Origin of the sequence: Candidatus Mycobacterium methanotrophicum, from assembly GCF_023515995.1 — a bacterium.
GTDB lineage: Bacteria > Actinomycetota > Actinomycetes > Mycobacteriales > Mycobacteriaceae > Mycobacterium > Mycobacterium methanotrophicum.
Map to the genome: position 1 here is coordinate 3,334,382 of NZ_CP097320.1, position 12,643 is coordinate 3,347,024.

Sequence of the window (12,643 nt, forward strand, 5' to 3'; positions counted from 1 at the left end):
AACACATAGCAGTCCATCACCGCCGCTCCCTGTTGCGTGACCGAAACTGAAATTGTGCCGTGCTTCCCTGTCGATGGGCACGCTCAACCGACGCGCCGTAGCGAAATACTCAACGGCACAGCTGTATTCCCGCTGGCCGAAAGGTGCATCACTATTCCGGCGGTGCGACTTCGACGGTGGCGAGTTCGTTCAGGCCGGTGACGGTGAAGATGCGGATCAAAAACGGGTGGACGATGAGCCGGATCTGCTCGGCGTGGTGGAACAAGACGTTCACGGCGGCGCTGTCCAAGTACTTCACCGTGCTGAGGTCGACCGTGAGTTTCTCGTCGCTACCAGCCGTCTCCGCGATGGCGGCGGTGAGGGCGTGAGTGAACATGTCGACGTTGCTGAGGTCAATCTCCCCCGCTGCGATCAGGACTAGCTTACCGTCGTCGCTGCGCGGGGTGTTCAGAGTGAGCAGGGTGGGCATCAGGTGATCCTCGCGAACAAATCAACTGTCGTTCCCGCCGCTTCGGTGCGAATTGCGATGTCGTGCATGAGCGCTCGCATGAGGGCAATACCACGGCCCCGATGAGCATCAGCAGCCGGTTGCGGAGGCTTCCACGAGCCGTTGTCGGCAATGGTCAACCGCACCTGATGAACCAACGCGGTCGCGCGCAGGCTAATGACGCCTTCTGGACTATTGCGGTGACCGTGCTCGATAGCGTTGGCGACGGCTTCTCCGGCTGCGACGAGCATGTCATGAGCTTGATCTGGAGCCACCCGCGCTCGGTTCAACCAGGCGCGCAAGGCGGCGCGTGAAGGGGCGAGCTGACTGACGTGGGCCGGGAAGTCCAGCTCCAACGGAGCGGGATGGCGGTAGAGCAGCAGCACGACGTCGTCTTGATAGCCGCCGCTGGGCGCGAGATCAGACATCATCTGCTTCGCCAGATCATCCAATCGGCAGTCGCGGCCGCCCTTTATGAGGGCAGCGGCGCGGGCGATGCCCTGGTCCAGTGCGCTACCGCGCCGCTCGACCAGGCCGTCGGTATAAAGCAGCAGGGTCGCGCGCGCGGGCACGGTCGCGTGGGCTTCCGGGCGGTGCCGGTCGAGTCGTAGTCCCAACGGAATAGTGTGGCCATCCTCGAGGGTCCGGGTGGTGCCGTCGGCGTAGACCAAGATGGGCGGCGGGTGCCCGGCACTGGAGTACACGAGTTCACCGGTATCAGGGTTGAGCACCGCGCAGACGGCGGTAGTGCAGTGCGCGCCCGGTAGTCGCGCGGCGAAGCGGTCCAGCCCCGCGAGAGCGGCACCTGGGCTGGGATGGTCGAGCAGCAGTGCGCGGCAGGCGCTTCGCACCTGTCCCATCACGGCCGCCGCGGCGAGGCCGTGGCCAACACAATCGCCGACGACCAACGCGATGCGCCCGTCCGCCAAACCGACAATGTCGTACCAGTCACCGCCGACCTGTAGGGGCCGGCTTGCTGCCTGATACCGCACAGCGAACCCGGGCGGCAGATCAGCGGGCCCAAGAATTGCGTGCTGCAGCGCCAGGGCGGTCTCGCGCTCCTGGTCAGCCTGGTGTACCCGCTGCAGACTCTGGCCGAGGCGGACGGCGAGCACGGTTAGCAAGGTCTGGTCCTCGAGGGCGAACGGTCGCCTTTCGGCCAACCGGATCCAGACGACGAGGACACCCTCGGGATGCGGTAATGCGATCCCGGCGGTCCCCAGCCACGCTGTGTTGGGCGCGAGCAGGTCGCCGTCGCGCAACGAGACCAACATCTGGCGTGTTTCGGATGACAGGTCGTCCCAGTTCGCGGGCTCGCCGACCGACACCAGGTCGGGCGCACCGGAGGTCGATTCCGCGGAGGATTCGCCCGCAGGGAAGGTGACGGCCAGAACGCTACGGGCCCGCCATAGTCGTCGCAGTTCCTCTGCTGCTGCTCGCACTGCGCTCTCGACAGTGTCAGCTTGGGCGAGTTGCTGGCTGAGCGCTAGTTCGCGATTTGCCGCCAGCGCCAACGCAATTGCCGCGTGTCGGGCAAAGTCACTGACAAGCTCGAGGTAATCACTGCTGAATGGCTGCTGCCGCGGGTTGCGTGCGACGGCGATAACGCCCAGTACCGCGTCGTCCGCTATCAGCGGCATGACTATCGCCGACCGTTCACTGACATCGGTGAACCCCTCGATTGGGTATTCGAAGGAATCAGTGATCAGCGGTATACCGCGACGCGCGACTGCGCCGGCGGTGGAGCCGTCGACCGGAACATGCCCACCGATCACCTCAGCCGGGTACCGGCCCGCCGTAGCCGCCACCACAAGGGTGTTGACTTCCTGGGCAGGCAGGTTGGATTCGCTCGGAACCAGCAAGATCGCCTGCTCCGCACCGGCCAACTGCAGCGCCAGGTTCACGATGAGCTGCAGCGGCCCAGTCTGTGGGTCGCCGGACAAAACGGCCGTCGTGATTTCGCGACTGGCCTTGGCCCATCTCGCCGACTCGCGTTCTCGCTCGAAGACTCGCGCATTGTCGATGGCGGCCGCCGCCACCGACGCCAACGCCCGGACGGCCCTCTCTTGGGAGTCCGAAAACACCGAGTCGGGCCGGTCGTCGGCCAGGTAAAGGTCGCCGAAGTGCGCCGCCTGCACAGTGATCGGTATCCCCAGGAGTGCGCGCATCCGCGGGTCATGCTCGTGTAGCCACGCCGCCTGCGGATGAGCGCTGACGTCCTCGACGCGAAGACTCTCACCTACCGGCAGATCGCCGAGTCGCCGCGCCGTCCGGTCGTCGATCCCCGCGTGGACATCAGAGACCAGCGTGCCGTCGGAGGCGCGGATAACCAGGGCTCCGCAGCGGGCGTCGGTCAGCTCCATCGCCGCCTTGACAATTCGATGCAGCGTCACGCCCAGGTCTAAATCGGAACCGATCCCGGCGATGACCTGCGCAAATTTTTCCATCTGGTCGCGATCTGCCACCGGCCCGTCGAGCTGTTCATGCACTCGGCTCACCAGATCACGCCGGCCCTAAGCGGTGAATACGTATCCACCCCGTTCGCTCCCACGAATATGAACTTAATCTCTTAAAAGTCGAACGACGCGATCCGTGTACGTGTTAATTGCACGATTCGCCAGAGATCAAACCTGTGATCGAGCCAAGATCGGTGCCATGAGGCGGACGGTCTTGGGCAGGCGACCTCTTACAGCCGCATAGCGAGCGTGCACGGGCGGCGGTTGCAACGGCACAGTGGAGCTGTTCTTCGGGCAGGGTATGCAACCGCCCTTGTACGGATCCGTCGTATTCCTACTCGTCGGTATCGGTTGGGCGCCAGTCGTAGTTCCCTTGTAGACAGCCAAGCCTGGAGGAGGGGCGAAATGTCTCGGCAGCAGCGCGTACGGTACGCGAGGCGTGCGCCGCCAAATGGCGTGCTCTATAACGACGGACTGCAAGACATTCTGATGCGGACGTCGAATGTGCCCGGGAACGCGGGTCCCGGTGCTGCCCTGAACTCAGGACCGCCACCACGTGGACTTCCTGGCCCGGCACCTAGTCCGGTTGCACCTTCCCGGCGCCGTACCTAAGTGACGCGGGGAGGCCCATTGCCAAACGAACAGGGGCGGACTGCTTTACGCTCAGGGCATGCGCGATCGGGACGCGATCGACTCCGAGTTGCGGCGTCTGGCAGCGCTGCGCCGTTCGATCCGAGAGCACGCCGGCGCGCTGTCCAGTCGTCAGATCGACGAGCTCCTTGATGAGCGCCTAGGACACCGCGCAGAGGCATCAAAACCGAGGACACCGAGGACACCGAGGACACCGAGGACACCGAGGACACCGAGGACATTGTCGGCACCAGTCCGTAGCGCGACGAAACCGACGACATCACGATTAACGGCTCGCAAGGGTGTACTACTTCGCCTCGGCTCCCGCGCAGCGTTGCCGCTATCCGTAGTAGCTGTCGCCGCCGTGTTCGTCGTGATGTTTGCGGTTCACAACACACACTCGGCGGCGCAGCCGGCGGCAGTCCCGCCGTCGACGGTGCCGAAAGCGCCCGCCCCGGCTGCACCGAAAGCACTCGCTCCAGCGGTTGACATCGTCGACACGGCGCTTATCGACGCGTTGAAACACGAGGGCGTGCCAGTGCCCAGCCGCGAATACGTGACGGTCCACGGGCACGCGGTCTGCGACTTCCTCGCGCGCCAACCCAACTTCGAAGAGGCCGTCAGCCTCGTGCAGCGAACGTCGATATGGGACGCCAATCAAAGCGCCGACCTCGCTGCTGGTGCCATCGTCTCGTACTGTCCTCAGTACAAAGCTGCAACCCAGGACCGGGCGCAGCAAGCATCCGAGAATGCGCTTTCGGATCTGCAACGCGTCGAAGGTGAACTGCAACATATCCAAGACGATCTTCAAGGCATCCGAGATGATCTGCCGGCGATACCGGGCCATTGATGACCGCCGCTGCCGAATAGCGCTTTCAGGGAAGGCCCCCGACGAAGTCTCGTCGCCGCTGTGAGCGCCGGTTCATCGCGGCAGCGGCCGTCACTGGCGGTGGTTTGTCGCCCGGGACGGTAGCGGCAACGACTTGGGTCCGCGGCGTGTGCTGCCATCGACACCGCAGTGACTGGATTGGCCTCGCACCTCATCGCACCCGGTACCACACAGGAAAGGGTGGATGCGCGATGCACTTCTACGCGACTAGAAAGGCCACGACGCCAGAAGAACTCAACGAATTGTTCCGACGCTGCGAAGAACGACACGTGGTCGCGAGACGTCTGTTCCGAAACCAAAGAGATACGCCGACGACCGGAAACAGCCAGGGTGAACCGCGCGAACGACCGCCCCTGGGCTCGCAAACCGACTAACGAATACCGGAACCCCTTGCCCGGGAGGACAGTCCACCACCGCCCTCGTCCCACTGTCGTCGACCGCAGGCACGTTGTGATGTGACGAGCGAGTTGGTTCTTCTGTTCGATGAGTTGGGTCTAGAAGTTCCGCCCCACCATGTCCACGTAACCCTGTGCATGACTATCGAGTGCGGGGCCATACGGGCTCTATCGAAGGGCTCTGCTGCGTTTGTACACACAGTGAAGATTTCGACGGCGGCCGGTCTGGTGCTGACTGCTTAACACCACAGTTGCGCACCAACGGCCGTCTAGCAACAGATTACGAACGCAACCTGCCCAAACCCATCGCCGACTTCCAGGGTATGCCAGATGCCGCAACGATAAAAGACTCAAACATGGACCACTGCCTGGGTGCTGGTGGGCAGAGATGGAGGACGACCGCTTCCGTAGACAGTCATCGAAGTGGAATGATTGTCTGCAAGGAGAAAACTGTTATGGGTTCGACACGGCGGAAGTTCACCCCTGAGTTTAAGTCCGAGGCCGTAGAGTTGGTCATCAGCTCGGGTAAGCCGATAGCCGAAATTGCCCGAGATCTTGGAATCGGTGACGGAACGTTAGGGAACTGGGTGAAAGCAGCGAAGAAACGCGGCGAGTTCAAGGAAAAGCCACTCGAGATCGACGAGCGTGCACGACTGAAGGAATTGGAAGAGGAAAACCGCCGTTTGAGGATGGAACGGGAGATTCTAAAAAAAGCGGCGGCGTGGTTTGCGAAAGAGAGCATGTGAAGTTCGCTTTCATCCGCGATCTGGATGAAGAAGAACGACGTAAACCACGCAAAGCTAGAATTCCTGTTTCCTTGATGTGCGACGTCCTCGATGTATCCCGCAGCGGTTGGTATGCGTGGCTGAAACGAGACCGGTCAGATCGAGAAAAAGACGACGCGGAATTGACCGAGGTGATCAAAAAGATCCACGAAGATCACAAGGGGCGCTTGGGTATCGATCGGCTCGTCGCCGAGCTGGCCAAGCAGGGCCGGCGACATTCACCGCGGCGGGTCCGCCGCCTCGCCCGCGGCGCGGGCCTGACATGCGTGCATCCGCGCCCGTACCGGGCCACCACGATCCAGGACGACACCAACAGCGACGGTCTGGTCGACCTCGTAGGGCGCGACTTCGTGCCAGAGGGGCCGAACCAATTGTGGTTCACCGACATTACCTACATTCGTACGTGGGGTGGCTGGGCGTATTTAGCCGCGGTTATCGACGGCTATTCAAGAAAGATCGTCGGTTGGTCGGTAGATAACCATATGCGCACGACCTTGGTCACCAACGCGTTGAGGATGGCAATCGAACGGCAGCGACCGGGAATCGGGGATGTCATAATCCATTCCGATCGCGGCTGTCAATACACGAGTATCGACTTCCGCACTCTCGCGTTGGCGAACGGCATAATTCCTTCAGTCGGAAACACCGGTATTTGTTACGACAATGCCATGGCTGAATCGTTCAACGCCACCATCAAGAAGGAACTCATCCATTTGCACACCTGGCCGACTCTACGCGCGGTGAGACACGCGGTTTTCGAATATATCGAAGTCTACTACAATCGTCAGCGTCCGCACAGCAATATCGGAAATGCGACGCCGTGTGAAATGGACCACAATTCGCTCGAATCAATTGACGATGAATTGGCCGCAACAGCATAATGCTAGTGTCTACGAAAGTGGGGGTTCTCCAGTTCGTGTGGCTGGCGTTTAACCAGACGCTGGACGCGATCATCGCCGGGTGTGAGGCGGCCTGGGCATTCTTCGGCGGCGTCTTCAAGGTGTTGATCCCCGACAGCATGACACCGATCGTGCCCAAGGCGGATTCGGCCGATCCGCAGTTCAGCGTGGGATGGACGGAGTACTCGCAAGCCCGCGGATTTTTCACCGGCCCGGCCAGGGCGGCCCGCCCGTGCGGCAAGCCGCGGGTGAAGCGCATGGCGCAGTATGTGCGCGGCAACTTCTTCGCCGGTGAACACTTCACCGAACTGGCCGACGCCCAGGCCGGCAAGCTGATCAAAACCCATCCCCGCCAGCCCGCCGGCGGGCGATCCACCGACCCGGCCGATCTGCCCGCCGACAAGACCGGCTACGCGATGCGGGATTTGACTCGGCTGATCACCACCGCCGCCGGCCACGGACCCGATATCGGCATCGACGCCGAACGCCTGCTCGATCACCAGCCGCCCTGGACGCGGATGCGGCAGGTGTATCGGCTGTTGGGGCTGGTCAAACGCTACGGCCCGGCCCCGGCGAATACCGCAGCCCGGCCAGAAACAGACCGGACCCGATGGCCGTCATCGACGGCGGCGCCACCCCCGCCAGCGGCGGCGAGAGCCGGGGGCGGTGATTCATCATGGCGACCAAACCCGTTGTCACCGGCCCGATCTCGACTGACCTCAAGCGTGCGATGCGCCAGCTCAAACTCGGGCGCATGCTCGACACCCTGCCCGAGCGGCTCACCCTGGCCCACCAGCAGCGCCTATCGCACGCGGCGTTTTTGGAGCTGGTCCTCGCCGATGAGGCTCACCGCCGCGACACCAGCTCAGCCGCCCGCCGCGCCCGCGAAGCAGGCCTGGATGCGGCCATGCGCCCCGACTCCTGGGACGAGTCCGCCGCGGTGCGCTACGACCGCGCCCTGCGGACCGACCTGACCAGCCTGCGGTTTCTCGACGGCCCACACGGCGCCCTGCCGCTCGGGCCGGTCAGGGTAGGAAAAACTCACCTGGCCACCACGCTCGGGCACATCGCCGCGCGCCGGCGCATCCCCACCTTGATGCTGCGCGCCGACGCACTGTTCAAGCAGCCCAAAGCATCCCGCCTTGACAACAGCACCGAAGCCCAGATGCGCCGCCTGGCCCAAATCCGGCTGCTGATCATCGACGACTTCGCACCGAAGCCCATAGACGCCACCGCGGCCACCGACTTCTACGAGCTGGTCGTAGCCCGCCACCAACGCGGCTCGACCGTGCTCACCTCCAACCGCAGCCCCGATAAATGGCTGGCCGTCATGACTGACCCGCTGCTCGCGGCCATCGACAGGATTACCTCAACAGCGCACGAACCGATCATCGAGGGCCAGTCCTACCGGCGCCGCCAAAAGCCCTCAGTTGACACCAGCCCCAACGACCGCCGATCATCCCCAATAAGCCAAACTGGCGGTCCATAGTTGCTGGCCAACCGGTGGCCCCATCCTCATGGCAAATGACACGATCACTGCGGCGGCCCCGCGATTTGGGCATCTCGACTGTGCCAGGTTGCCCGGTTCGGGTCTGCCGGAGGCGTGTGCCCGGAACATGCCGGTCTGATCGCGCCGTCGCGTGCCTGGCAAATGCACAACGATTGGCGCATTATCACGCTATGAAACGCGAAGTGGGCGCCGAGATCGAAGTCGAAATCATCGCGCCCACGACGCTGGAGTTTCAGATTGCGGTGGCTCCGCATCCACGCACGGAGGTCTTCGAATCGCTGCGCTTCATCTTGAACGGAAGGCCCGTGCAGCCTTTGGAAGTCAGCGGTATGCATGGCAACCGCATCCACAAGTTCGACGCGACGGTGGGCTCACTGAAAGTGGATTACGCGGCGACGATCGTGGGCCAGACGGATCCGGCACCTGTGACCGAATACGACCTGTCGATGTATTTGCGCCCTAGCCGCTATGCCGAGGCCGACAAGTTCTACGGTTTCGCTGCAACCGAATTCGGCACTTACGGTGATTCTGCGACGCTGTTGGAGAACGTGAGCTCGTGGGTGGGCACAAGGCTGAACTATGTGCCAGGCTCAAGCGATCCGATCGACGGGGCGGTAGACACATTGCTAGCCGGCGAAGGTGTGTGCCGCGACTACGCTCATCTGGTGGTGGCGCTGCTGCGGGCCGTCAACGTCCCAGCCCGCGTGGTGTCGGTCTACGCACCGGGGGTGTACCCGATGGACTTCCACGCGGTGGCCGAGGCGTTTATCGAGGAGCATTGGCGGGTGGTCGACGCCACACTCCTAGCGCCCCGGCAAACTCTGGTGCGCATAGCCACCGGCCGTGACGCCGCGGACATTGCGTTCCTCGATAATCACAAAGGCGCGATCATGCTGAACCAGCTGGTCGTGAGCGCCGTCGTTGCCGGCGACTTGCCGACGGATTCGATCGACCGTCTGGTTTCCATCCGCTGAGAACGCCCCATCACGAACCATCAGGTCGGCGTGATTCGTTCTGGACCAGCCGAGTGCTGTGGGAACCATCGGCGATACCCCGTACCTGACGACTCAAGGCCATGTCGTCGCCGATTCGAATTATTTGACCGGTATCACGGTCAGGCGGGAGCCTCGCTATGACGCTGAATACAGTCCGCACCAACGTCGGGTGCCAGCACACCCCACCGGACTCACACCGCGCTTGAGGCTCAAGCCCAAGGCGCATCAGAGCGGGTTTGTCGATGGGGCTTCGTGGCCGCACAGTGAGGACCTGACCGCGGAGCTTACCGGATCTGCTGTCGTGCTGTCGGTTCCCACTGGGCAGATTGACCGCGTGATCTACAACATGAACGAATGGGCAACGCCACCTTCGAAGTTCGTGGTCGGGGGGCATAGAGTACGGCTCGACGGATATCCGATTGAGGCGCTCCTGGGGATTGTTGGACCAGATCTGGCGCCAGATCTGCTTGGGAAAAGCGGTGAACGCCAACAGATCCGGGCGGGCCGCGTCGAGGTGCTCGGCGACCTCGGGTAGTTTGTCGGTCGGTGCGTCGAGTATTCGATCGTATTGGGCGACAACCGATTCAGCGTCTGGCTGGTCGAAGACCGAGTGCGGCAGGGTGCGCACCCACGGCCAGGAGGACTTCGGGGTGGCAGACATCAGATTCACCGCGTAATGGGTGCGGCAGCGCTGCCAGGCCGGGGTGGGCGTCGCTGGTGACCAGCGCCGCCCCGGGCGACCAGGTCGCGGAAGAACGCCAGCCAGCCGGCCCCGTCCTCGGCGGAGCTGACCTGGATGCCCAGGATCTCCCGATGGCCCTCGGCGTTGACGCCGGCGGCGATCAGGGTGTGCACGCCCACGACGCGGCCCGTTCTCGCGCAGCTTGAGGACCAGGGCGTCGGCGGCGACGAACGTGTACGGGCCGGCGTCGAGCGGGCGGGTGCGGAACGCCTCAACGGCCTCGTCGAGCTCTTGGGCCATGATCGACACCTGCGACTTGGAAAGCCGTGTCACACCCAGGGATTCGACGAGGCGTTCCATCCGACCCCCAACAGGTAGCAGGTGGCCGCCACGCTAGTCAGGGCACGCTCGGCGCGCTTGCGCCGCTCCAACAGCCAGTCCGGGAAATAGCTGCCCTGGCGCAGCTTGGGAACGGCCACGCCGATGGCGCCGGCGCGGGTGTCGAAATCACGGGTTGCGGTAGCCGGTGCGGCTATTGGACCGCTCGTCGCTGCGCTGGCGGTAGCCGGCCCCGCAGACCGCGTCGGCTTCCGCGCCCATCAACGCGTGAATGAACACCGACAGCAGCCCGCGGAGCATGTCCGGGCTGGCCCGGGCGAGTTGATCGGCCAACAGCTGCTCGGCGTCGATAAAGTGGCTCTACTGCCGTGAATGTGGATGACTTCGTGCGTGGTACGGGAGTTCGAGGGTGACGGGTCGGCAGGCCAGGAGAATGAGCGCGAGGGCGGCCTGGGCGCTGTGGAAGCCGTAGGCGCGTCGGATGAGTAGCCGGACCTTGGTGTTGAGCCCTTCATGGCGGCCGTTCGAGAGTTGGCGGTCGATGGCGGCGTCGATGCCGGCGCGGTGTTTACGGATGATGCGCCCGGCCTTGACGAACTCGGGGATGCGGCTTTGTTGGGCTCGTGCGCACCAACGACCGCGCAGCTCGGCTGTGGTGGCTGCGTCAAGGTCGCCGGCGAAAATCTCACGAAGCGCTTCCTTGAGTTTGGTCGGCGCGCCAAAGGATTCCACCGCTGCGTTTCATTTCCCGCAGGGTGTGGGCTTGGGTGCCGGACAGGATTCGGCAGATCCGCCGAGCGGTGTCCAGATGCCGCCACGATGAGTCCGCCTCGCGGGTGTCATAGCGGTGCCGGGCCGAAAACCGGCACTGCGGACACTCCAGCCGCCGCCGGCACAAGCTGGCCGTCACCCGTAGCTCGCCGTCCTCGACCGCGGCCTTGCCGACACGCGCGCCGGGCAGTTCGAAGAAGGCATCGAGTAGGGGTGACGCGCGCACGGACGGCTCCAGGATCGATTGGGGTTAGAGCCTTCGAACCTAGATCACGTCCGTGTGCCCCCGCGCACCCTCCTCGCCCCATACCACACGCTCGGCGATCCACATCGACGTCAGGAGAGCCGAAAAAAACAAGATCAACAAACGTCAGCCGCCGACGCCGCGGGAGCGCACGCACCCGCGCGAAATTTTGCGGCAAGTGCATTCCCACCTTGGATAACGCAACCTCGAATACTCCTATTGTCCTTGCGGCAGTGCATCTTTCACGTTAACGACACCCATCAAAGCCAACCTGCGTGAAAAATCCAGGCCTTATGATCAACGCGAAGGAATGGGAAACCCGGGTATAGACCGGTTCAGGCAGTGATCGCGCAAACCCACTGGGAATTAACGGATCTCGTTCGAACAGGCTTCATAATCCCCGGCAATCCCATGATCCGTGCCAAACACCCGCCTCGTGCGACGTGGACAATGCCGCCAGCAGTGGTCGCAATGTTGCGAAATCCCTTGTCTTGAGCTGTCGCTCGATAGTATGCACTGGTCACGTCGTTTGCTCTTACGGGGGGGTGGCCTTGGTGCCAAGTCTCGCTCGAGCGCCTGAGCCTAACCCGTACACGTAACAAAGCACCGGACATAAATTGAGGTTTTCTCACTTGGGGTGTGTGAGGTTGCTGTGACTGGAGTTTCCGGCGTGTCGTGAGAGCAGGACGTGGGGTCCCTGCTTCAGGATCGGTTTCGACGAAGAAAGCCGTTCTGCCGCAAGAGGACCCCACGTGTTCACCTACTCTGCCATCTGCGACGTCCCTGAGGAAACCCTGCGGTATGTGACCGCGTTGCTGCACGCGCACCGGCGCGAGATCGGCACCCGCGTCGGGCGACGCGCGGGAACGGTCCGCACGCAAGCCAAGCTGGTGTTGCGCTGGTTTCGTGGCGATGCCCCGATCCGGCTGCTTGCGTTGGAGGCCGGGCTGCCGATCTCCGCCTCCTACCGGTATCTGCACGAGCCGATCGACGTGATCGCCGAGCAGGCTCCTGACCTGCATGACGTGCTCGACCAGGCGAAACGGGAAGGCTGGTCGCACGTGACGTTGGACGGAACGCTGATCGCCATCGATCGGGTGGACGAGCGCAACGACAACGGCCATCACCGGTGGTATTCGGGCAAGCACAAGACCCAGGGCGGCAATGTGCAGATACTGGCCGACCCGGGCGGGTTCCCGGTGTGGTCCAGTGAGGTCGAACCGGGCAGTGTTCACGACATCACCGCCGCCCGCGAGTACTGTCTGGGCGCGTTGTACAAGTCCGCGGCCGACGGGGTGCCGACCTTGGCCGACAAGGGCTACGAAGGTGCCGGGATCGGGGTGCACACTCCGGTCAAGGGCCACGGCCTGGACGTGGAGAATCAGAACTACAACATGCTGCTCACCGCGGCGCGCGCCATCGGTGAACGCGCCAACGCCGAACTCAAACGACGTTGGCGCTGCCTCCGTCGAATCCGCCTGTGCCCAAACAGGATTGGCGCAGTTGTTGCAGCGGCCATCGTACTATCGACTCTCCAACGCGGAAATTACTGAGAAAACGT

General features: G+C 63.2%; 13 protein-coding genes and 1 pseudogene. 7 read left to right on the forward strand and 7 right to left on the reverse strand.

Features of this window, described 5'->3' with window-relative positions; translation table 11 throughout:
• Positions 1-151: 151 nt before the first annotated feature.
• On the reverse strand, positions 152-469 hold the full coding sequence (locus tag M5I08_RS17200; RefSeq protein ID WP_219070368.1) for an STAS domain-containing protein: 318 nt from the start codon (positions 467-469) through the stop codon (positions 152-154).
• Positions 469-2,934, reverse strand: coding sequence for a SpoIIE family protein phosphatase (locus M5I08_RS17205; protein WP_219070376.1), 2,466 nt, complete (start codon positions 2,932-2,934; stop codon positions 469-471). Before M5I08_RS17205 ends, M5I08_RS17200 begins: the two co-directional genes overlap by 1 nt.
• A 1,015-nt stretch (positions 2,935-3,949) precedes the next feature.
• Between M5I08_RS17205 and M5I08_RS17210 the strand changes: the two genes are divergently transcribed.
• From M5I08_RS17210 to M5I08_RS17220, 3 genes are all read left to right on the forward strand, one after another.
• Positions 3,950-4,423, forward strand: a complete 474-nt coding sequence (locus M5I08_RS17210) for a DUF732 domain-containing protein (RefSeq protein WP_249763390.1) — start codon at positions 3,950-3,952, stop codon at positions 4,421-4,423.
• A gap of 685 nt (positions 4,424-5,108) precedes the next feature.
• Complete coding sequence (locus tag M5I08_RS17215; protein ID WP_249762863.1) at positions 5,109-5,603, forward strand: transposase; 495 nt, start codon at positions 5,109-5,111, stop codon at positions 5,601-5,603.
• Positions 5,600-6,523 carry an IS3 family transposase gene (locus tag M5I08_RS17220; protein ID WP_249762864.1) on the forward strand — a complete coding sequence of 308 codons (924 nt, stop codon included), beginning with the start codon at positions 5,600-5,602 and terminating at the stop codon, positions 6,521-6,523. The genes M5I08_RS17215 and M5I08_RS17220 overlap by 4 nt, the downstream gene beginning before the upstream one ends.
• A gap of 2 nt (positions 6,524-6,525) precedes the next feature.
• On the opposite strand, the gene M5I08_RS26970 is transcribed toward M5I08_RS17220, so the two are convergent.
• Entirely contained in the window at positions 6,526-7,041 is a 516-nt protein-coding gene (locus tag M5I08_RS26970) for a hypothetical protein (RefSeq protein ID WP_370328501.1), read from the reverse strand.
• Positions 7,042-7,090: 49 nt separating this feature from the next.
• Entirely contained in the window at positions 7,091-7,219 is a 129-nt protein-coding gene (locus tag M5I08_RS26195; protein ID WP_256469625.1) for a hypothetical protein, read from the reverse strand.
• Here M5I08_RS26195 and M5I08_RS17230 point away from each other — a divergent pair.
• The 3 genes from M5I08_RS17230 (at position 7,218) to M5I08_RS17240 (ending at position 9,581) form a co-directional block, all read left to right on the forward strand.
• A complete protein-coding gene (locus tag M5I08_RS17230) occupies positions 7,218-8,030 on the forward strand; it encodes an ATP-binding protein (RefSeq protein ID WP_219070695.1) in 813 nt (270 codons plus the stop codon). The two genes, M5I08_RS26195 and M5I08_RS17230, sit on opposite strands and share 2 nt — an antisense overlap.
• Positions 8,031-8,221: 191 nt before the next feature.
• The gene (locus M5I08_RS17235; protein ID WP_219070697.1) at positions 8,222-9,025 is read left to right on the forward strand and encodes a transglutaminase-like domain-containing protein; all 804 of its coding nucleotides are present in this window, start codon (positions 8,222-8,224) and stop codon (positions 9,023-9,025) included.
• Between the two features lie 58 nt (positions 9,026-9,083).
• The gene (locus tag M5I08_RS17240) at positions 9,084-9,581 is read left to right on the forward strand and encodes a DUF5994 family protein (protein ID WP_249762865.1); all 498 of its coding nucleotides are present in this window, start codon (positions 9,084-9,086) and stop codon (positions 9,579-9,581) included.
• On the opposite strand, the pseudogene M5I08_RS17245 reads toward M5I08_RS17240, so the two are convergent.
• The 3 genes and pseudogenes from M5I08_RS17245 to M5I08_RS17255 all read right to left on the reverse strand — a co-directional run.
• Positions 9,462-10,418, reverse strand: a pseudogene (locus M5I08_RS17245) (transposase); the annotation flags it as partial. The gene M5I08_RS17240 and the pseudogene M5I08_RS17245 sit on opposite strands and share 120 nt — an antisense overlap.
• A 9-nt stretch (positions 10,419-10,427) precedes the next feature.
• On the reverse strand, positions 10,428-10,799 hold the full coding sequence (locus M5I08_RS17250; protein ID WP_219070699.1) for a transposase: 372 nt from the start codon (positions 10,797-10,799) through the stop codon (positions 10,428-10,430).
• The gene (locus M5I08_RS17255; protein ID WP_219070701.1) at positions 10,753-11,064 is read right to left on the reverse strand and encodes a hypothetical protein; all 312 of its coding nucleotides are present in this window, start codon (positions 11,062-11,064) and stop codon (positions 10,753-10,755) included. The genes M5I08_RS17250 and M5I08_RS17255 overlap by 47 nt, the downstream gene beginning before the upstream one ends.
• Before the next feature lie 770 nt (positions 11,065-11,834).
• On the opposite strand from M5I08_RS17255, the gene M5I08_RS17260 reads away from it, so the two are divergent.
• A complete protein-coding gene (locus M5I08_RS17260; RefSeq protein ID WP_249762866.1) occupies positions 11,835-12,635 on the forward strand; it encodes a transposase family protein in 801 nt (266 codons plus the stop codon).
• The last annotated feature ends 8 nt before the right edge of the window (positions 12,636-12,643 follow it).